The following is a 20,221-nucleotide window of genomic DNA, read 5'->3' as shown; positions in this document are numbered from 1 at the left end:
ACCGCGTACGACGCGGGAGCGCAGGGTCGCCTAGAGTCGGCGGTCGCCCGAGCGGCGTCGACGCACCACGGTGACACCCGTCGGGGTGGTCGTGTGCGGAGCCGGAAGCATGCGGCGACCCTATCGCGGGGCCGGGCCCTCGTCCAAATCGAGGGCCCGGCCCCGCGTCATCGCACCGGAGACCGGGCGGATCCCCTCAATCGCGGAGGTCGGCTGCGGCGAAGAAAGCGCGTTCGTGCTCGCTCGAGCGCGCGAAGGCGACCCGCATCCGCTCGCGCGTGACCGGGTCGGCCGCGGCGGCGTGCGCGGAGACGATCCGGATCGCCTCCTCGGTGGCTTCGGCGAACCGCGGATCCGCGTACTCGTCGAGCCACTCCGCGAAGGGGTGCACGGCGTAAGGGCGCACCGGGTCCGCCTTCGCCTGCGCATGCAGCCGGGTGCCGACGTCGGCGTAGATCCAGAAGCAGGGCAGCAGAGCCGCGATGAGCACCCGGTAGTCGCCGTCGAACGCCGCACCCCGCAGATGGTCCAGGTAGGCGGTCGTCGCCGGCACGGGCTCCGCGCGGAACGTGGCCGCGCCGATCCCCTCCGGCGACAGCAGGCTGGCGTGCAGCTGCAGCTCCCCGATGACGGACTGCTCGGCGGAGTGCGCCCAGAACGCCTGCTCCGCGGAGTCCGGCGCGAGGCGCGCCGCCTCGGCGAGGGTGCGCGCATAGTCGCGCAGATACAGGGCGTCCTGCGCGAGGTACGCCCGGAACGGGGCCTCCGGCAGGCTTCCGTCGGCGAGGCGGCGCAGGAACGGCAGGTCGTCGATCGCGCGACGGATCGGGGCGATCGACGACCACCACGCTGCGGCGACCTCCTCGCGAGCGGGATGCGCCTCGAGCCCGCCGCGACGCCACAGCCCGGCGAAGTGGCTGACCGGGCCGTGACCGGATCCGACCTGCAGTCCGGCCCCGGCGGCGATCGACTCGCGGAGCCACGACCTCACCTCGGTCACCGCTTCGCGCCAGTCGCGGTCCGCGGCCCGCCGGGTCGCGAGCGCGGCGGAGAGCGAGCAGCCGGTGCCGTGCGTGCTGGCGGTGCGGATCCGGGATCCGGGGTACTCCCGCACCGGCCCGAACGGGCCGACGAGCGCGTCGGGCGCCTCGTCTCCGCCGAGATGCCCGCCCTTCACGAGCACCAGAGCGCCGGTCTCCGCAGAGAGCCGCTGCGCCTGGGCGAGCGCGCCTGCCCAGCTCGCTGCGGCGGATTCGCGCACGAGGACGGCCAGCTCCGGAAGGTTCGGCGTGATCAGGTCGGCGAGCGGCAGCAGCGCGCACAGCGCCTGCTCCGCTGCCGCATCCAGGAGCCGGTCGCCACTCGTGGAGACCATCACGGGATCCAGCACGACGGTCGGCGGGCGATGCACGCGCAGCCAGGATCCGACCTCGGCGATCACCCCCGCGTCGGCGAGCATCCCGATCTTCACCGCGTCGACACGCACGTCGTCGCCGAGGGCATCGAGCTGGGCGCGCAGGAACGAGGCGGGAGGCACGTGCACGCCGCGGACGCCCCGGGTGTTCTGGGCGGTCAGCGCGGTGATCGCGGCCATGCCGTAGCCGCCGTTCGCGGCGATCGACTTGAGGTCGGCCTGGATCCCGGCACCCCCGGAGGGGTCGCTGCCGGCGATCGAGAGCACGCGCGCGACCCCGCCCGCGCCCCACGCGCGCAGCAGCTTGCGTGCGGCGACCCGCGGATCCGGGGCGGCGCAGAGCGCCGACACCACCGCGACCCCCGCTGCACCGCCGGCGCGGAGCGCAGCGACGTCGGCGCGCTCGATGCCGCCGATCGCGACGCAGGGCAGCGGGCTGTCGGCGGCGAACGCGGCGAACCCCGCCGCGCCGAGGGGAGCCGGGTGGTCGGGCTTGGTGCTCGTCGGATGGATGACGCCGACGCCGAGGTAGTCCACGGTGCCGGAGGGCAGCGCCCGCACGGCGTCGAGGTGCGCTGGCGTGTTCGCGGTGAGCCCGACGATCGCGTCGGGGCCGAGGAGGGAGCGCGCGGTGAGCGGCGAGGCGTCGGACTGCCCGAGGTGGATCCCGTCCACGCGGGCTCCGCGGCGACGCGCCTCCACGACCGCGTCGAGGCGGTCGTCCACGACGAGCAGCGCCCGCCCTGCGATGACCTCGGACAGCGCGCACAGCTGCTCCACGATCGACGCGTCGTCGGCGTCCTTGTCGCGCAGCTGCACGATCCGCACCCCGCCGGCGACGGCCGCGTCGACGACCGCGGCCACGCCCCGCTCCCCGCAGAGCGCCGGATCCGTGACGAGGTAGAGCGCGAGATCGTCGCGGCGGAGACGGGCAGCACGGCGGGCCGGCACCGCCTCGGGTGCGGCCTCCTGCGGCGCGGTGAGGACCTCCGCCCCGATCATGCGGCCACTCCCTGCCCCGCCTCGACGCGAGCGCGGACGGCGAGATGCTCCGGACGGACCGCCGAGAGCGCGTCGAGGAGCCGGACGGCGAAGGATCCGGGTCCGGCTGCCCCCTCCGCCGCGTCCTCGGCGGCGACGGTGTAGACGAGGGTCGCCGCCGTCGCGGCGACCAGCGGGTCGTGCCCGGTCCGTCGCGCCGTACCGAGGAACGCGGCCATCACGGCGCCGAGGGCGCAGCCGCCCCCGGTGACCCGGGTGAGCAGGGCGTCGCCGTTCGCGACGCGGATCGTGCGCTCGGCGTCGACGAGGAGGTCGACCGGGCCGGAGACGGCGACCGCTCCCCCGGTCCGTCGCGCGAGGTCGCGAGCCGCGTCCGCCGCCGCCTCCGTCGCGTCGAGCGCGTCCACGCCGCGCCCGCCCTGGCTGAGGCCGGCGAGCGCGAGGATCTCGGACGCGTTGCCGCGGATGAGCGTGGGACGCAGGCCCAGCAGATCCTGCGCCAGCGCGGTCCGCACCGGGAGAGCCCCCACGGCCACCGGGTCGAGCACCCAGGGCGTGCCCGCCGTGCGCGCCCCTCCGACGGCCTCGAGGCTCGCCGACCGCTGCTCGGGCGTGGGGGTGCCGAGGTTCACCAGGAGACCGGAGGAGATCGCGGCGAACATGCCGGCTTCGCCCGTGATGTCCACCATCGCCGGCGCGGCGCCGAGGGCGAGCAGCACATTGGCGGTGAACCCGGTGACCACCGAGTTGGTGATGCAGTGCACGAGCGGGGGCTCCACCCGCAGCTCCCGCAGAAGGTCCGCGGCGGATCCCACCACGGACTCGGACGACGTTTCCAGACGCGCGCTCATCGCGACATCCCTTCGCTAGTACGACCTAGATCAGGTTCGACGGGTGTGATCTCAGCCGCGGATGCGGCACCCCGTGTCACTGCCGGTCAGTCTAGCCAGGAACGCCGCCAGGGCCTTGCGGGTCGAAGGTCCCCGGCGATCGCTGCACGGACGGCCGCCGGCGCTCCAGGCCGGACCAGGCCACGGCACCCGCCCAGAACACGATCAGCGCCCCCGTGAGCACGAGCCCGAGCACGTTCAGATCGAGCTCGCCCAGCGCACGCGCGAACCCGCCCGGATGCGGCAGACTGCGCAGCGCCACCCCCGCGAGCTCGGCGATGCCGATCACGAGCGCCACGACGATCGATGCCCCCGTGACCAGCAGGTCGTAACGGCGCGCCTTGCTCTCGCCACCCTCCGCACCCCACGAATACGCACGCCGTGACATCGCCCCCTGGGCCGAGTCCAGCAGCGACATGCCGGCCGCGAACAGGACAGGGAGGATGAGGATCGTCGACCAGGGCACGGCGCGGGAGGCCGCCGTCCCGGCGAGCGCCAGAAGCCCGACCTCCGTCGCGGTGTCGAACCCGAGCCCGAACAGCAGCCCCACGACGTACATCCGCGACGGCCGGTCGATCACGGCGTCGAACCGCCCCAGCAGCGCCCACGCGGGGCCGCCGTGCCGGTGGCTCCCCGTCTGCCGCCGGTGGCGCAGGAGCAGGATGTTCGCCGCGCCGATGAGGAGCAGGAAGACGCCGGACACGACCGGGCCGATCACCCCCGTCCAGACCTGCAGAGGCGAACCGGGATCCACCAGGCTCTTCGCGAGCGCGCCGACTCCGAGCGCCAGCAGCACGCACAGTGCAGAGACGATCGTCGCGTGGCCGAGGGAGAACCACAGTCCCACGCCGCGCGCCCGGCGCCCGCGTGCGAGGAGCCGGCGCGTCGTGTTGTCGATCGCGGCGATGTGGTCGGCGTCGAACGCATGCCGGAGTCCCAGCAGATACGCCGTGACGCCCAGGCCGATGCCGAGCGGGGAGACGGCGGTCAGCAGCAGCGCTCCCCAGCCGAGCACGTGCAGCCCGGCCACGACATATGCCGTCGGGCTAGGCCGCACGGAACAGCTCCTCGCGCAGCGCGTGCCATGCCGGGGTGACGTCACCGAGATGCGCAGCGCCGACGATCGACCGGATCAGGAGCCCCCCGTGCTCGGGGCGGAGCACGGCCGTTCCGTCCCTGCGCCAGGACTCTGGGTCCTCGGCGGGCTCACGCCCGATCAGCACCACGCTGTCGAGCACGCGGTCTGCGCCGAGGACTCCGGGGACCGGTGCCCAGCCCGTCACGTCCAGGTGCTCGATCAGCACGGGCGTGTCCTGCACGGCGATCCCGGTGCGCACCCTGATCGCGCCGCCCCGCTCTCCGACACGTCCCAGGACGAGCGTCTCACGCAGCAGGAGCGCCGCGCCGTCGCCGAGCTGCGCATCGGTGCGCCGGTCGACGTCGGCGCCGTCGGCGATGACGAAGGGCTGGCCGTGCCAGGTGCAGGTCCCGTGGTCCCCGATCTCGATGCGCGCCGACCACGAGGCGCGCCGCCCCTGACCGTCGTAGGCGACCGTGCCGCCGATGTCCTCCAGCTCCAGCGTGCAGCCGGGGTCGACCGAGATCCGCAGATCGACGGCATCGCCCCCGAGCAGGAGCGCGCCGGCGGCGACGAGCCCGACGCGGGCGTAGCGCGGACGACGCTCCAGGATGCGTGCGGCGATCACGCCGGAGCGCAGCACGACGCGGGCGCGATCAGCGCCCGCCGCGACCTGGACGACGGTGGTCGCTGCGCGGACGGCGACCGTCACCGCGATGCCGGGTGCGCGTGCGCGTGGGTCCCGTCGCCGTCGTGACGGTGCACGTAGCCGCCGGCCTCGCTGTCGTCGGCGTGGAAGTGCGGCGCCATCGGTCCCGGATCCTGGGGCTCATGCGCGCCGGAACGGTGCGCCGCGAGCATGTCCAGGATCCAGGCCCTCAGTCGCGCCACGGAGTCGGGGTCGTTGCGGGAGAGCGCGAGCACCTCCCGGCCCTCCCGCGCATCCGACGCGTCGTGCACCATCTGCGTCACGTCGACGCCGACATAGGGTGCGAGGTCGGTCTTGTTCACCACGAGCAGGTCGGCGCGCGCGATCCCCGGCCCTCCCTTGCGCGCGACGTCTCCGCCGCCGGCGACGTCGAGCACGAAGATCTGCGCGTCCACCAGCGCCGGCGAGAAGGTCGCCGTCAGGTTGTCGCCGCCGGACTCGATGATCACGAGGTCGAGCGGTGCGAAGTCGCGCTCGACGTCCTCGACGGCGAGCAGGTTCGCCGTGACGTCGTCACGGATCGCCGTATGCGGGCAGGCTCCCGTCTCCACCGCGCGGATCCGCTCCGGATCCAGGACGCCTGCGGAACGGAGGAAGCGGGCGTCCTCGTCCGTGTAGATGTCGTTCGTGATCACGGCGAGCGCGAGCTCGTCCGCGAGCACGCGGCAGGCCGTCGCGATGAGAGTGGATTTGCCCACGCCGACCGGGCCGGCGATGCCGAGACGAAGGGCGCGGGGAACGAGGGGATCAGGCACGGAACAACCTCCGGTTCGTGAGGGCGTGGGCTTGCGCCCATCCCTCGGACTGAGGGGCGCTGCCGGCGGGGATGTCGGCAGGACGGGTCAGGGCGGCGACGGCATCGACGAGGTCCTCGGCCGCCGCGCACGCGGCCAGCACCCAGCCGACGGGCGCGGCCGGGTCGGCCGGTGCGAGCTTGAGCAGCGCCGCCGCGGCCGTCTGGGCGTCCTCGTACACGACGAGCCGGACGAGGTCACGAGGATCCATGGCCGTCGCCGCGGCGATGGCGCCGATCACCACGGGCCTCGGTGGAGCCGCGAGCGCGGCGCACGCCTGCACGGCCCGGGAATCGGGCCAGACCCGCAGGGCCAGGCGCAGGCAGCCCCGCCCGAGGAGCCGGGACGCCTCGCGCTGGGCCGGACTCGGTGTGCGAGCCGCCCAGTGGTCCACGATCTCGCCGAGCCCGCGATCCGACGGCGCGTCGCGCAGCCGATGTCGCGTGACGACCGCCGTCCCCGCGTCGACGAGGCTCGTCGTCCGGGCGCGGCCCGCGAGGAAGGCGGGGACGTCCGCCGGGGGCATCCCCGCGAGCAGCGCCGGCTCCAGGCCCGCCGAATGCGCGTGCCCGCCGGACGGCAGCCGGCCGTCGGCGAGCAGCATCGCCACGGTCAGCGACGCGGAGCGTACGGGGGTGGACACCGGAGCAGCCATGATCGGAATGCGGCCGGGATCAGAACATCGCGTACAGCTGAGCGAGGGGCAGCCGATCCACGGGGGCGGGGACCACGGTCTCGCCGTCGATCGAGATCGCGAACGTGTCGGGACGGATGTCGATGCGCGGGAGGGCGTCGTTGTTCTTCAGATCGGCCTTCGTGACGGCCCGCGTGCTGCGCACGGCCGCGAGCCGGCGGCGCAATCCGAGCCGTTCCGCAAGGCCGTCGGCGAGCGCGGCGGGCGAGACGAACGTCACCGACAGGTCTGCGCCGATCGCGTCGAGGAACGCCGGGCGCATCAGCACCGGCTGCGGCGTCGGGATGGACGCGTTCGGATCCCCGAGCGCGCCCCAGACCAGACCGCCGCCCTTGATCACGATCTCCGGGCGCACGCCGAAGAACCGCGGATCCCAGAGCACGAGATCGGCGAGCTTGCCGGGTTCGACCGACCCGACCTCGTGATCGATCCCGTGTCCGATCGCCGGATTGATCGTGTACTTGGCGACGTAGCGGCGCGCACGCTCGTTGTCGGCGGGCAGGCTCTCGCCGAGACGTCCACGGCGGTGCTTCATGACATGCGCGACCTGCCAGGTGCGCGTGACGACCTCGCCGATCCGCCCCATCGCCTGGGCATCGGAGGAGGTGACGGAGAGCGCCCCCATGTCGTGCAGGATGTCCTCGGCGGCGATCGTGGTGGCCCGGATCCGCGACTCCGCGAAGGCGAGATCCTCAGGAACCGCCGGGTTGAGGTGGTGGCAGACCATGAGCATGTCGAGGTGCTCGGCCACGGTGTTCACCGTGTGCGGCAGCGTGGGGTTGGTCGATCCTGGGATCACGTTGGGCAGCGAGGCGATCGCGAGGATGTCCGGGGCGTGACCTCCGCCGGCGCCCTCGACGTGGAACGCATGGATGCCGCGCCCGCCGATGGCGTCGATGGTGGACTGCACGTAGCCCGTCTCGTTGAGCGAGTCGGAGTGCAGCGCGACCTGCAGACCCCACTCCTCGGCGGCCGTGAGCGCGGCGTCGATCGCGGCGGGCGTGGCTCCCCAGTCCTCGTGGATCTTGTACCCGGCGGCGCCGGCGAGCGCCTGCTCGCGCAGGGCGTGCTGCGAGACGGTGCTGCCCTTGCCGAGCAGCAGGACGTTCACGGGGAGGCGGTCCAGCGACCGGTGCATGGTCTCCAGGTGCCACGCCCCGGGGGTGACCGTGGTCGCCTTCGACCCCTCCGAGGGACCGGTGCCCCCGCCGACGATCGTCGTGATCCCCGTCGCCAGCGCCTCATGGATCTGCGACGGCGAGAGCAGGTGCACGTGCGAGTCGATCCCGCCCGCGGTGAGGATCCGCCCCTCCCCCGAGATCACGTCGGTCGACGGGCCGATCACGAGGTCCGGATGGACGCCGTCGGCGATGTCCGGGTTGCCCGAACGGCCCAGGGCGACGATCCGGCCGTCGCGGAGGCCGACGTCGGCGCGCACGACGCCCCACCAGTCGAGCACGATCGCGTTGGTGATCACGGTGTCCAGCGCGCCTTCGGCCCGGGTGGCGGTGGACTGCGCCATGGACTCGCGGATCGACTTCCCGCCGCCGAAGACGGCCTCCTCGCCGCCGACGGTGAGATCCTGCTCGATCTCGATCCAGAGATCCGTGTCGCCGAGACGCACCTGGTCGCCCGCGGTCGGCCCGTAGATCGCGGCGTAGCGCTCCCGATCCAGACGCATCAGGCGTCCTGCCCCGAGTGCGCGCCGAATGCCGCGCGGCCCGTGTTCCCGCGCTGCAGGCCCGGAACCCGGCGCGCTCCGGCGACGGCGACGATGGCGAGCTCGCGCGAGGCTCCGGGCTCGAACCGCTGGGACGTCCCGGACGGGATGTCGAGCCGGAAGCCCCGCGCCGCGGCGCGGTCGAAGGCGAGCGCGGTGTTGACGTCCGGCAGGTGGACATGCGATCCGACCTGGATGGGGCGATCGCCCGTGTTCAGGAACACCAGGCTCTTCACCGCGTCCGCCGCGTCGCGCACGTTCACCTCGATCGCCCCCGGGAGGATGCGGTGCGCGCCGGGCGCCTCGGCGGAGACGTCCGCGTCCTCGGCCCGTGCACCCGGCGGCTCCTGGATCGGATGGTGCAGGGTCACGAGCTTGCGACCGTCCGGGAAGGTGGCTTCCACCTGCACGTCGTGCAGCATGCCCGCGACCCCGGGAAGCACGTCGTCGACGGTCAGCACCTCGCGCCCGCGCTGCATGAGGTCTTCCACGAGCGCGCCTTCGCGCGCCCGCTCGATCACCCAGGTGCTGAGCAGCGCGACCGTCTCCGGGTGGTTCAGCAGCACGCCGCGCGCGTGGCGATCCCTCGCCACCATGCCCGCGACGGCCAGCAGGAGCTTCTCGGTCTCAGCCGGACTCGCGTGCATGGAGAGCCTCCGATGTCAGGGAACATCGAGACTCTAATCTCCCGGGGGTATCGGGATGAGGTCGAACATGTTTCCGCCGTGTAACGGATCCGTTCCCCGGAATGCGGCGTCTCAGTCGCGGAGCTGGGCTCCGAACCGCTCGGTCGCCACGGCGACGCCCGCGAGCTTGGCCTCGGTCGCCTCGGCGGCGGTGAGGGTGCGGTCCTCTGCCCGGAACCGCAGCGCGAAGCTGAGGCTCTTGGATCCGGCCGGAACGCCCTCGCCGCGGTAGTCGTCGACGAGGCGGACCGACTCGAGGAGCGCACCGGAACCCTCGGAGAGCGCCGCGCTCACCTCCGCCGCGGGGATCCCCGCGTCCACCACGAGCGACACGTCCTGGGTCGCGGCGGGGTAGGTCGACAGCGAGGCCGCGACCACGCGCTCCCCCGCCCGTGCCAGGACGCCGTCGAGATCGAGCTCGAGCACCACCGCGCGTCCCGGCAGATCCGCATCCGCGGACACCTGCGGGTGCAGCTCACCGACGTAGCCGACCTCGACGCCGCGCACCCGGAGCACGCCCGTGCGTCCCGGATGGAGCGCGGCACGGGTTCCCTGCACGACCTCGATCGGGACGCCCGCCGCCTCGGCGACGACGCGCACGGCGTCGAGCGCCTCGCTGAGTCCGTACTCCTCGGCCGCTCGCCCGGGCTGGCGGGGAGTGACGTGCCCCGTGAACAGCGCCGCGAGATGGCGGGCCTGCGGCGGGATCGAGGCGTTCAGCGCCGCGAGCGTCTCGTCCGAGGGCTTGGCGCCCAGCGGCGGCACCTCGTCGGTGCCGTACACGACGCCGGGCTCGGGCAGGAACACGATGCCGGTCTCGAAGATCGCGAGATCGACGAGGCCGCGCGCGAGGTTGCGGTGCGCGATCTGCAGCAGGCCGGGAAGCAGCGAACGGCGCAGGAACGGCGCCTGCCCGTCGAGCGGGTTGGCCAGGCGCACGCCGGGGATGCTCTCCCCCGAGGCCGAGCCGTGCAGATCGTTCTGCTCCTGCGTCGTGAACGGGAACGCCGGGGTCTCCACGAGCCCCGCGGCGGACAGGGCGTTCGCGACGCGACGCCGACCCTGCTGCAGGTCGGTGAGTCCACGACCGGACGGCGGCGTGGGCAGCACGGACGGGATCCGGTCCAGTCCGTGGATGCGCGCGACCTCCTCGGCCAGCGTCCACTTGTCGGTGAGGTCGGGCCGCCAGCTCGGCGGGATCACGGTCCAGCCGGCCCCTGAGCCCGTCGAAGCGTCGACCGGGGTCACCTCGGCGCCGATCGTCTCGAGGGCGCCGGTCACCTCGGCGTCCGTGTAGTCGACGCCGATGAGCCCCTGCACGAAGCCGGCCGGCAGCTCGATGCCCGAGACGAAGACCTCGGCGAAGAGCGCACCGCCCTCGTCGGTCAGCGTGCCGCCCGCGAGCTCGACCATGAGGTCGGCCACGCGCCGCGCCGCCGCGAACGGGATGAGCGGATCCACACCGCGCTCGAAGCGCTTGGAGGCCTCGCTCGGGAGCTTGTGGCGGCGCGCCGAACGCGCGATCGTGATCGGATCGAACGTGGCAGCCTCGATCAGCACGTTGCGGGTGGTCTCGCTCATCTCCGTGGTGCCGCCGCCCATGACGCCGGCCAGGCCGATCGGCCCCGATCCGTCGGTGATGAGGAGGTCCTCGGCGCTGAGCGTGCGCTCCTGGCCGTCGAGCGTGACCATGGTCTCGCCCTCCGCGGCACGACGGATCACGATGTTCCCGTCTAGCTTGTCCAGGTCGTAGCCGTGCACGGGGTTGCCGAGCTCGAGCATCACGTAGTTCGTGATGTCGACGAGCACGCCGAGCGAGCGCATGCCCGCGAGCGTGAGGCGGGCGATCATCCACGGCGGGGTGGGACGGGACGGATCCACGTCGCGCACCACGCGCGTCACGAACTCGGTCGCCCCGGCGTTGCCGCGGATCGGCGCCGCGTCCTCGACGACGGCGGTGAAGCCCGTGCCGGGCTGGAGCTCGGCGAAGTCGCGCTCCGCGGGGTCGCGGAAGGCCGCGCCGGTCGCGTGCGCGTACTCGCGCGCGACGCCGCGGATCGAGAACGCATAGCCGCGGTCGGGGGTGACGTTGATGTCGACGGCCACGTCGTCCAGCCCCAGCAGGGCGATCGCGTCGGTTCCGACGGGCGCGTCGATGCCGAGCTCGGACAGGATGAGGATCCCGTTGTGCTCGTCGCCGAGGCCCAGCTCGCGCGCGGACGCGATCATGCCGTCCGAGACGTGCCCGTAGGTCTTGCGCGCGGCGATCGGGAACGGCCCGGGCAGCACCGCGCCGGGCAGGGTCACGACGACCTTGTCCCCCACGGCGAAGTTGTGCGCACCGCAGACGATGCCGCGGACGCCCCCCTGGGCGTCACCGACGTCGACCTGACACCACCGGATGGTCTTGCCGTTGGACTGGGGCTCGTCCTCGAAGGAGAGCACCTGTCCCACCACGACCGGACCCGAGATGCCGAAGCCGTGCAGCTCCTCCTCCTCGAAGCCCACCGAGACGAGCGCCGCGAAGACGTCGTCCGGCGTCGCCGAGTCGGCCACATCCACGTACTCACGCAGCCACGAAAGCGGGACGCGCATCACACCACCATCCCGAACTGCTCGCTGAACCGGACATCGCCCTCTGCCATGTCGCGCATGTCCTGCACGTCGCTGCGGAACATGAGCGCCCTCTCGACGCCCATGCCGAACGCGAAGCCGCTGTACACGTCGGGGTCGATCCCCGCCGCGCGCAGCACGTTGGGGCTGATCATGCCGCAGCCGCCCCACTCGATCCAGCGCGCGCCGCCCTTGAAGGTCGGGTGCCAGAGGTCCAGTTCGGCGGACGGCTCCGTGAAGGGGAAGAAGTTCGTGCGGAAGCGGGTCTTCGCCTCCGGGCCGAAGAGCTGGCGCGCGACGTGGTCGAGCGTGCCCTTGAGGTGGGCCATCGAGATGCCCTTGTCGACGACGAGGCCCTCGAACTGCGTGAAGACGGGAAGGTGCGTCGCGTCGAACTCGTCGGTGCGGTACACCCGTCCGGGGCAGAGCACGTAGATCGGCACCTCGCGGTCGAGCATCGAGCGCACCTGCACCGGGCTGGTGTGCGTGCGCATGACGAGGTGGCGCGAGGGCGGATCCACGTAGAACGTGTCCTGCTCCTGACGCGCCGGGTGGTCGACGTCGAAGTTCAGCGCGTCGAAGTTGAACCACTCGTGCTCGAGCTCGGGGCCTTCGGCGATCTCCCAGCCCATGCCGACGAACACGTCGCTGATCTGATCCTGCAGCAGGGTCAGCGGATGCCGGGCGCCGACGCGGCTGCGCGAGGCGACCGCGGTCATGTCGACCCGCTCGGCCTCGAGGCGCGCGGCGGTCTCGGCCTCGGCCAGCTCCGCCTCCTTCGCCGCGAGGGCCTGCGTGACACGCCCGCGGCCCTGGCCGATGAGCTTGCCGAACGCCGCCTTGTGCTCGGGCGCGACCTGGCGCATCGACGCGTTGAGGATCGCGAGCGGCGACCCCTCGGCGACGTGCGCGGCGCGTGCCGCCTTCAGCTCGGCGGTGTCTGCCGCGGATCCGATCGCGGCGAGCGCGGCCTCGACGGCGGTCTCCACCGCCTCGGGCGTGATCTCAGGGGAAGTCTGTGCGTTGTCGGACACGAGAATCGAGTCTACCGGCGCGCACCCGCAGGCTCAGACGCTCGGACCGGTGCTGGTGCCGTCGAACTTGCCCGCGCCGCGCTGCATCGCGATGACCTCCGTGACGGTGCTGCCGTCGTGGATCCGAGGATCGCCACCGCCCGCATCCGGGGTGTAGCCCTTCATCTTCGGCGAGCGCCGGGTGCGCACCTCGAGCCACTTCGCGATGCCGGAGAGGATCAGGCACATCGAGATGTAGATCACGGCGACGATGAGCCCGGCCTGCAGGAGCGGGCGGCCCGGCTGCGAGCTGAGGTACTTCGCGTAGTAGATGAGCTCGGGGTAGGTGATGATGAAGCCGAGCGCGGTGTCCTTGAGCGTCACCACGAGCTGGGCGACGATGACCGGCAGCATGGCGCGGATCGCCTGCGGCAGCAGGATGAACGCCATCACGCCGGACTTGCGCAGGCCGATCGCGTACCCGGCCTCCTTCTGGCCCCTCGGGAGCGCCTCGATGCCGGCGCGCAGCGCCTCGGCGAGCACCGAGCCGTTGTAGAGCACCAGGCCGATCACGACCGCGGCGTAGGCCGACATCCGGAACGTGGATCCGGGGATCGAGTTCACGCCGTAGAAGAAGATCATCATCATGACCAGCACCGGCACGGCGCGCAGCAGCTCGATCACCACGGTGACCGGGACCCGCACCCAGGCGTGGTCCGAGAGCCGTCCGATCGCGAGCACGAAGCCGAGCACGATGCTGCCGACGCCGGCGGCGAGGAACGCGCTCACCGTCGCCCACAGCGCCTGGGCCATGCCCTGCCACACGAGCGAGTAGGTGAAGAGGTTCCAGCGGCTCGCGTCGAACTGGCCCGTGGCCGCGAAGCGGTACACGATGAAGCCGACGGCGGCGAGGACGATCAGTACCGTCACGAGACCGAGGATGCGGTTGCGCAGCACCGCACGGGGACCGGGGACGTCGTAGAGAACGGATGCGCCGCTCATCGGACGATCCTCCACTTCTTCTCGAAGTGCCGTTGCACGAGGCTCAGCAGGAACACGAGGACGATGAACACGACGGCGACCCAGAGCAGGATCTCCATGACCGTGCCGGGCCGGTTCGCCGAATCGGCGACCGTGGCGCGGAGGGCGGCGAGCTCGGCGATGGAGAAGCCCGCGGCGACCGTGGTGTTCTTCAGCAGCGCGATGAACACGCTCATCATGGGCGGCACGACCGAGCGGAACGCCTGCGGCATGACGACCAGGGTCATCACCTGTCCGAAGGAGAGGCCGATCGCGCGCGCCGCCTCCGCCTGCCCGACGGGCACCGTGTTGATGCCGGCGCGGAGCACCTCGGCGACATAGGTGGCCGTGTAGATGCCGAGGGCGATGATGCCCAGCGGCATGAACGGGATCTCCGGGAGGTCGAGCTTCGGATATCCGAACACGAAGAAGAAGAACACCAGGGTCAGCGGGGTGTTGCGGACGAGGTTCACGTAGACGGTGCCGACGCCCCGTGCGATCGGGACGGGCGAGACGCGCATGGCGCCCACGACCGTGCCGAGCACGAGGGCCAGCGCGCCGCCGCCGAGGAAGAGCAGGACCGTATTGAGGGTCGCCTGACCCCACAGGTCGAGGTTGCCCAGGAGTGCATCCACGCCATCTCTCCTTCGAGTTCGAGGACTGGGTTCGGAGGCGTCCGCGGACGCCGGGAGGGAAGACGCGGCCGGCGGGGATCAGCCCCGCCGGCCGCCCCGGATCACTTGTCGACTGCGGGCTGAGTGACCTTCAGGCCGCTCGCCCCCAGGTTCTTCTCGAAGATCGCGGTCCAGGTGTCCCCTCCGTCGGTGAACATCGTGTTGATGAACGTCTGCAGCGCGGTGTCGCCCTTGGCGAGGCCGACTCCGTAGCGCTCGGTCGTGAAGGGCTCGCCGACGACCTTGAGCTCCTCGGGATCCTGCGCGGCGTAGCCGATGAGGATCGCCTGGTCCGTCGTGACCGCGTCGACCTGCTTGTTGATCAGCTGCTCCACGCACGCGGAGTACAGGTCGAGGCCGACCGTCTTGGTGTCGGGGAAGTTCGCCTGGATGTTCTGCAGCGGCGTGGATCCGGTCGCCGAGCACACGGTCTTGCCGGCGAGGTCCTTCTCGCTCTTGATCGTGTCCTCGCCCTTGCGGACGAGCAGGCCCTGCCCCGTGACGAAGTAGGGGCCGGCGAAGTCGATCACGGCCTTGCGCTTGTCGGTGATCGAGTAGGTGCCCACGTAGTAGTCGATGTCGCCGTTCACGATCGACTGCTCACGGTTCGCGGAGGGGATCGCCTTGAACTCGATCTTGTCCTCGCTGTAGCCGAGCGACGCGGCGATCCAGCGCGCGATGTCGACGTCGAAGCCGGTGCGCTCGCCCGTGGTCGCGTCCTTGAAGCCGAGACCCGGCTGGTCCTCCTTGACGCCGATCGTGATCTTGCCGTTCTTGGTGATCCGGTCGAACGTGGGGCTGCCCTCGAGCTTGACGTCCTTGGCGACCTCGAACAGCGGCTTGTCGCTGGTGGGGGCGACGCCCTCCCCGGTCGCGCCGGGGCTGGTCGGGCTGCCGCTGTTGCAGCCCGTGAGGGCGATCAGGGCGACGGCGGCGATGCCGATGCCGGTGAGGATCCGTGACTTTCGCATGTGCTTCTCCTTCGGTGCAGGTGCTGTGGTGCGGGGATCAAGTCAGTGGGTGAGCAGCTTGGACAGGAAGTCCTTGGCCCGGTCCGACTGCGGGTTCGTGAAGAACTCCTCGGGCTCGGCCTCCTCGAGGATCCGGCCGTCGGCCATGAACACGACGCGGTTCGCGGCCTTGCGCGCGAAGCCCATCTCGTGCGTGACGACGATCATCGTCATGCCGCTCGCGGCGAGCTCGACCATGACGTCGAGCACCTCCGTGATCATCTCCGGATCCAGGGCGCTGGTCGGCTCGTCGAAGAGCATCACCTTCGGGTGCATGGCGAGCGCCCGTGCGATCGCGACGCGCTGCTGCTGACCGCCGGAGAGCTGCGCGGGGAGCTTGGAGGCCTGCTTGGCGACCCCGACGCGCTCGAGGAGCTGCATGGCCTCCTTCTCGGCGTCCGCCTTCTTCATCCCGCGCACCTTGATGGGACCGAGGGTGACGTTCTCCAGGATCGTCAGATGCGCGAAGAGGTTGAACGACTGGAACACCATGCCGACGTCCGCGCGGAGCTGGGCGAGGCCCTTGCCCTCCGCGGGCAGCTCCTCGCCGTCGATCGTGATGGAACCGCTGGTGATCGTCTCCAGGCGGTTGATCGTGCGGCAGAGCGTGGACTTGCCGGATCCGGACGGACCGATGATCACGACCACCTCGCCCTTGTGCACGGTGAGGTCGATGTCGGTCAGCGCCTGGAATTCGCCGTAGTGCTTCTGCACGTTCTGCACGACCACGAGAGGGGCGCCGAGGGCAGCAGGGGTGACGTCGGTCATGACTGACTCTCCGATGAATCGAATGGCCGGATGGTTCGGGTTATCGCCAGGACCCTGCGGGCCCCGACGCGATGACGTTATTGGCTCCGCGGCCCACGGAACGCCTCGCTTGAGGATTCCTTGAGGGTTTCGTCGCTCCGGTTTCCGGGGTGTTTCCCGCCGGCGACGACGATGTTCCGGAGGAGGGGGTCGCGACCTCAGTCGTGGGTCTCGCGGTAGTAGCGCACCGCGCCGTCGTGCAGGGCGATCGGGTCCGTGAAGATCGCCTGACGACGATCGAGCAGGGCGGCGGCCGGGGCGCCCCGGGCGATCTCGCCGCGCTGCTCGAACAGCACCGCGGTCGCGTCGTGGATGAGCCCTTCGGGGGCGTCGGCACGCGTGACCAGGTAGTTGGGCACCGTCATCGTCACGGTCGACGCGTCGATGCCGTAGGCGCCGACGGGGAAGTCCGCCTGCCGGTACGCGCCCGCGTGCGCGGCGTTGACCGCGTCGACGACCGCCGGCGGGATCGACAGCAGCCGGATCGGGGTGTCCGCGGCGAGCGTGGCGATACCGGGCGTGGGCAGCCCGCCCACCCAGAAGAAGCCGTCGATCTCGCCGCGCCGCAAGGCCCCGATCGAGGCCTCCAGCCCGAGCTCCGGGTTGCGGATGCCGGCCGGATCGACGTCCGCCGCCCCGAGGATCCGCCGGGCGACGAGATCCACGCCGGAGCCGCGCGCGCCGAGCGAGACCGCGCGTCCGGCGAGGTCGCGGAGGTCGTGCACGTCCGACCCCGCCCGCACCACGATGTGCACGTACTCGTCGTACAGCCGCGCCACCGCCACGATCGGGAGCGGCTCGGAGAACGCTCCGGTGCCCGCGACGGCGTCGGCCACGGCGTCGCCCTGCGCGAAGCCGAGCACGGCGGTGCCCGCGCCGATGCGCTCCAGGTTGTCGACGGATCCGTTGGTCGCCTGCGCGCTGAACGTCGCGCCGAGGTGCGCGCTCAGCGCGGCCGCGAACCGCTGCCCGTACGCGTAGTACACGCCCGTCGCTCCCCCGCCGGCGATCGCCTGCGGCCGGTCCGCCCAGCCGCGATCGGCCTGGGCGCAGGCCGCCAGTCCGAGCACGGTCAGCAGGCACAGCACCAGGGCGAGCGCCCGCGCCGCCCGGGTCCTCCCGCGCACGCGACGGCCGGCATCCGCACTCATCGCGTCTCCGTCCCGGGCAGCATCAGCACCACGCGGAGGCCGCCGCCGTCGGCCGCCTCGACCCGCACGCCCGCATCGACGGTGGCGAGCAGATCGGTGGCGATGGCGAGGCCGAGACCCGTGCCCGGCGTGGTGCGCGTGCGATCGCTGCGCCAGAACCGGTCGGTCGCGTGCGCGAGCTCCTCCTCGGGCAGTCCAGGACCGTGGTCGCGCACCGTCAGCTCGCATCGGTCCTGGACGCGCGCCGCGGTGACCTCGATCTGCGCGCCCGCGGGCGAGAACTTCACCGCGTTGTCGATCACCGCGTCGAGCGCGCTCTCCGCGATCGTCTCATCGGTGCTGGAGAGCACGCGGCCGCCGGCCCCCGGCCCGGGGGCGAGCAGGACCAGGGCGACGCCCTTCGCCGCCGCCGCGTCCCGCCAGGACTCCACCCGGCGGCGCGCGAGGGCGACGAGGTCGATCGGATCGCGCGACGGAGCCGGATCCGCGCCGCGCGCGAACGCGAGCAGGGTGTCCAGGATCCGGGTCATGCGGCGTCCCTCCTCCCGGGTCGCCTCGACGTCGCGGTCCCAGCTGCGGTCCAGGCCGGTCGCGAGCGACTCCACCCGCAGCAGGAGCGCGCTCAGGGGGTTGCGCAGCTCGTGCGAGGCGTTGAGCGCGAACTCCTGCTGGCGCGACACCACCCGCTCGATCTCCTCCGCCATCCGGTTGAACAGCAGGATCATCCGGTGCAGTTCCGGCGGGCCCGTGTCGTCGGCGATCCGCGCCTCCATGTCGCCGCGTTCGATCGCCTCCATCGCCTCGTCCACCCGGTGCACCGGGCGCAGCACCCAGCCGGCCAGACGCACGACCACGAGCAGGCCGACTCCGATCGCGAGCACGCTCACGACGCCGAGCAGGATCCACTGCCGCACGATCTCGGAGCGCGGCGCGTCCACGCTCGCGGACATCACCACCGCGCCGATCACGTCGCTGCCGTCGAAGATGGGCTCGACGAGGGACTGCTCCGCGAACTGCCACGGCAGCAGCACCGGCTCGGGCAGGTCGCTGCGCCGCCCGGAGAGCGCGAGCTGCACCTTGTCGGCGGTCGGCTGGTCGAGCACCTCCGCGTCGGCCTGCTGCGGCGACCAGGGTCGCCCGGAGCGGTCGACGACGACCACCCGTGTTCCGTACAGCGCGCTGTAGCGGCGCAGCTCCCCGTCCAGGACCTCGGCGCTGCCCGAGAGCAGCGCCTGGCGCGCGCTCGTCACGAACGTGCCGATATCGCCGATCTGCTGGGTGTAGAAGGACTGCTGCACGCTGCGCGAGGCCGCCCATCCGTACGCGCCGCCGAGCAGCAGCAGCACCGCCGCCAGCGGCACCAGGAACACGACGAACAGACGACGGCGCACGGTCAGAGGCCCGTCAGGCGGTATCCGATCCCGCGCACGGTCTCGATGAGCGCGGGACGGCCGATCTTGCGGCGGATGGAGGCGACATGCACCTCGAGCGAACGGGCGAAGCTCTGCCAGTCGGTGTTCCACACCTCGCGGATGAGGCGCTCCCGCGGCACGGCGACGCCCGGATACCGGGCCAGCACCGCGATGACGTCGAACTCCTTGCGGGTCAGCTCCACCGGCTCGCCGTCGACCAGCACCCGGCGCGCGACGAGGTCGATGCGGACACCGTCGATGTCGATGCCGACCTGGCCCAGCCCCCCGCCGATCGCCTGGCTGCGGCGCGTCACCGCTTCGATGCGGGCGAGGAGCTCCTGCACGTCGTACGGCTTGACGAGGAAGTCGTCGGCCCCGGCCCGCAGCCCGCGGATGCGCTCGTGCACCTGGCTGCGCGCCGTGGCGATGAGGATCGGCACGCCGCTGACCGTGCGGATGCGACGGCACAGCTCGATCCCGTCGATGTCGGGGAGCCCGAGGTCCAGGATGACCGCCTCGGTGTCGGTGCCGAGCATCTCGAGCGCACCGCGTCCGTCGCCGGCGCGCTCCACCGCGTAGCCGGCGCGGCCCAGGAATCCGGCGAGGGCGTCCGCCACGCGCTCGTCGTCCTCGACGATCAGGATCTTCATGAACGCCGTCCCCTCGCGTGCCCCGGCTCCGTCGACCGGATCCGCACCACGGTATCAGCCGTCCCGGCCGGGGAAGCCGGTCAGGCGCGCTGCGCGAACGCGCTCTCGTAGAGGCACACGCTCGCCGCGGTCGCGAGGTTCAACGATTCCGCGCGGCCGAAGATCGGGAGCCGCAGCGCCCGGTCCGCGAGCTCGAGCGCGTCGTCCTCGAGGCCGCGCGCCTCGTTGCCGAACAGCCACGCCGTCGGCCGGGCCAGCGCCCCCTCCGCCCGCGCCGCGAGCAGATCGTCGCCCTTCACGTCGGCGGCGACCACCTGAAGGCCCGCGGCGTGTGCGCGGGCGACGACGTCGGCGAGATCGCCCCCGACAGAGACGGGGAGATGGAACAGGGATCCCGTGGTCGAGCGCACCACCTTCGGGTTGTACAGGTCGACCGTGCGACCGGTGAGCACGACGGCGTCCGCGCCGGTGGCGTCGGCGGCGCGGATGATCGTGCCGAGGTTTCCGGGATCGCGCACCTCCTCGCAGATCGCGATGAGGCGCGGCGATGCGGCGAAGATGTCGCGGACCGATGTCGGCGTCTGCCGCGCGACGGCCACCACGCCCTGCGGGGTGACGGTGTCGGCCATCGCCGCGAGGACGAACTCGGTCACGTACTCGAGGCGCACGTCGGCCTCGGCGGCGGCATGACGCAGGTCGGTGTGCCGGTCCCATGCGGTCGGCGTCGCGAAGAGCTCCACGATCGCGTCCGGGCGGTAGGACAGCGCCTCGCGGACCGCCTGCGGCCCCTCCAGGAGGAACAGGCCGGTCTCGGTTCGGGCACTGCGCTTGGTCAGCTTGGCGACGGCGCGCACGCGCGGGGATCGGGGATTCTCCAGCACGCT

Annotated in this window: 18 protein-coding genes and 1 riboswitch; all 18 genes read right to left on the bottom strand. The window is 72.1% G+C overall.

Going from position 1 to position 20,221, the window contains the following annotated elements; translation table 11 throughout:
* Positions 1-196 precede the first annotated feature (196 nt).
* The 18 genes from WFJ17_RS15990 to WFJ17_RS15905 all read right to left on the bottom strand — a co-directional run bounded on the left by WFJ17_RS15990 (position 197) and on the right by WFJ17_RS15905 (position 20,218).
* Positions 197-2,416: a bifunctional hydroxymethylpyrimidine kinase/phosphomethylpyrimidine kinase gene (locus WFJ17_RS15990; protein ID WP_336648924.1), complete on the bottom strand. Its 2,220-nt coding sequence runs from the start codon at positions 2,414-2,416 to the stop codon at positions 197-199.
* Positions 2,413-3,267, bottom strand: a complete 855-nt coding sequence (gene thiM / locus WFJ17_RS15985) for a hydroxyethylthiazole kinase (protein ID WP_251447229.1) — start codon at positions 3,265-3,267, stop codon at positions 2,413-2,415. Before thiM ends, WFJ17_RS15990 begins: the two co-directional genes overlap by 4 nt.
* A riboswitch (TPP riboswitch) is annotated at positions 3,258-3,351 on the bottom strand. It overlaps the preceding gene by 10 nt.
* Before the next feature lie 7 nt (positions 3,352-3,358).
* On the bottom strand, positions 3,359-4,363 hold the full coding sequence (locus tag WFJ17_RS15980; RefSeq protein WP_336648923.1) for a HoxN/HupN/NixA family nickel/cobalt transporter: 1,005 nt from the start codon (positions 4,361-4,363) through the stop codon (positions 3,359-3,361).
* Positions 4,353-5,096: an urease accessory protein UreD gene (locus WFJ17_RS15975; protein ID WP_336648922.1), complete on the bottom strand. Its 744-nt coding sequence runs from the start codon at positions 5,094-5,096 to the stop codon at positions 4,353-4,355. The genes WFJ17_RS15980 and WFJ17_RS15975 overlap by 11 nt, the downstream gene beginning before the upstream one ends.
* Positions 5,093-5,848, bottom strand: coding sequence for an urease accessory protein UreG (gene ureG, locus WFJ17_RS15970; protein WP_336648921.1), 756 nt, complete (start codon positions 5,846-5,848; stop codon positions 5,093-5,095). Before ureG ends, WFJ17_RS15975 begins: the two co-directional genes overlap by 4 nt.
* Positions 5,841-6,542 (bottom strand): urease accessory protein UreF, encoded by a 702-nt coding sequence (locus WFJ17_RS15965; protein WP_336648920.1) that lies wholly within the window; start codon positions 6,540-6,542, stop codon positions 5,841-5,843. The genes ureG and WFJ17_RS15965 overlap by 8 nt, the downstream gene beginning before the upstream one ends.
* A 19-nt stretch (positions 6,543-6,561) precedes the next feature.
* Positions 6,562-8,262: an urease subunit alpha gene (locus WFJ17_RS15960; protein WP_442927990.1), complete on the bottom strand. Its 1,701-nt coding sequence runs from the start codon at positions 8,260-8,262 to the stop codon at positions 6,562-6,564.
* The gene (locus WFJ17_RS15955) at positions 8,262-8,948 is read right to left on the bottom strand and encodes an urease subunit gamma (protein WP_336648919.1); all 687 of its coding nucleotides are present in this window, start codon (positions 8,946-8,948) and stop codon (positions 8,262-8,264) included. The genes WFJ17_RS15960 and WFJ17_RS15955 overlap by 1 nt, the downstream gene beginning before the upstream one ends.
* Before the next feature lie 111 nt (positions 8,949-9,059).
* On the bottom strand, positions 9,060-11,582 hold the full coding sequence (gene pheT, locus WFJ17_RS15950; protein ID WP_336648918.1) for a phenylalanine--tRNA ligase subunit beta: 2,523 nt from the start codon (positions 11,580-11,582) through the stop codon (positions 9,060-9,062).
* Positions 11,582-12,640, bottom strand: coding sequence for a phenylalanine--tRNA ligase subunit alpha (pheS, locus tag WFJ17_RS15945; RefSeq protein WP_442927995.1), 1,059 nt, complete (start codon positions 12,638-12,640; stop codon positions 11,582-11,584). Before pheS ends, pheT begins: the two co-directional genes overlap by 1 nt.
* 27 nt (positions 12,641-12,667) lie before the next feature.
* Entirely contained in the window at positions 12,668-13,615 is a 948-nt protein-coding gene (locus WFJ17_RS15940) for an amino acid ABC transporter permease (protein ID WP_251447223.1), read from the bottom strand.
* Positions 13,612-14,268, bottom strand: a complete 657-nt coding sequence (locus WFJ17_RS15935; protein WP_251447221.1) for an amino acid ABC transporter permease — start codon at positions 14,266-14,268, stop codon at positions 13,612-13,614. Before WFJ17_RS15935 ends, WFJ17_RS15940 begins: the two co-directional genes overlap by 4 nt.
* Positions 14,269-14,369: 101 nt before the next feature.
* Positions 14,370-15,278 (bottom strand): glutamate ABC transporter substrate-binding protein, encoded by a 909-nt coding sequence (locus WFJ17_RS15930; RefSeq protein WP_251447219.1) that lies wholly within the window; start codon positions 15,276-15,278, stop codon positions 14,370-14,372.
* A 42-nt stretch (positions 15,279-15,320) separates the two neighbouring features.
* Positions 15,321-16,085, bottom strand: a complete 765-nt coding sequence (locus WFJ17_RS15925; protein ID WP_251447217.1) for an amino acid ABC transporter ATP-binding protein — start codon at positions 16,083-16,085, stop codon at positions 15,321-15,323.
* A 197-nt stretch (positions 16,086-16,282) separates the two neighbouring features.
* Positions 16,283-17,275, bottom strand: coding sequence for a TAXI family TRAP transporter solute-binding subunit (locus tag WFJ17_RS15920; protein WP_336648917.1), 993 nt, complete (start codon positions 17,273-17,275; stop codon positions 16,283-16,285).
* Positions 17,272-18,666, bottom strand: coding sequence for a sensor histidine kinase (locus WFJ17_RS15915; RefSeq protein ID WP_251447213.1), 1,395 nt, complete (start codon positions 18,664-18,666; stop codon positions 17,272-17,274). Before WFJ17_RS15915 ends, WFJ17_RS15920 begins: the two co-directional genes overlap by 4 nt.
* Positions 18,667-18,668: 2 nt before the next feature.
* The gene (locus tag WFJ17_RS15910; protein WP_251447211.1) at positions 18,669-19,337 is read right to left on the bottom strand and encodes a response regulator transcription factor; all 669 of its coding nucleotides are present in this window, start codon (positions 19,335-19,337) and stop codon (positions 18,669-18,671) included.
* 80 nt (positions 19,338-19,417) lie between these two features.
* Complete coding sequence (locus tag WFJ17_RS15905; RefSeq protein ID WP_251447209.1) at positions 19,418-20,218, bottom strand: TrmH family RNA methyltransferase; 801 nt, start codon at positions 20,216-20,218, stop codon at positions 19,418-19,420.
* Between the last annotated feature and the right edge of the window lie 3 nt (positions 20,219-20,221).

Origin of the sequence: Microbacterium sp. MMO-10, assembly GCF_037148715.1 — a bacterium.
Lineage (GTDB): Bacteria > Actinomycetota > Actinomycetes > Actinomycetales > Microbacteriaceae > Microbacterium.
The sequence above is the reverse complement of the archived record's forward strand: the minus strand, read 5'-3'. Positions and strand labels throughout refer to the sequence as shown.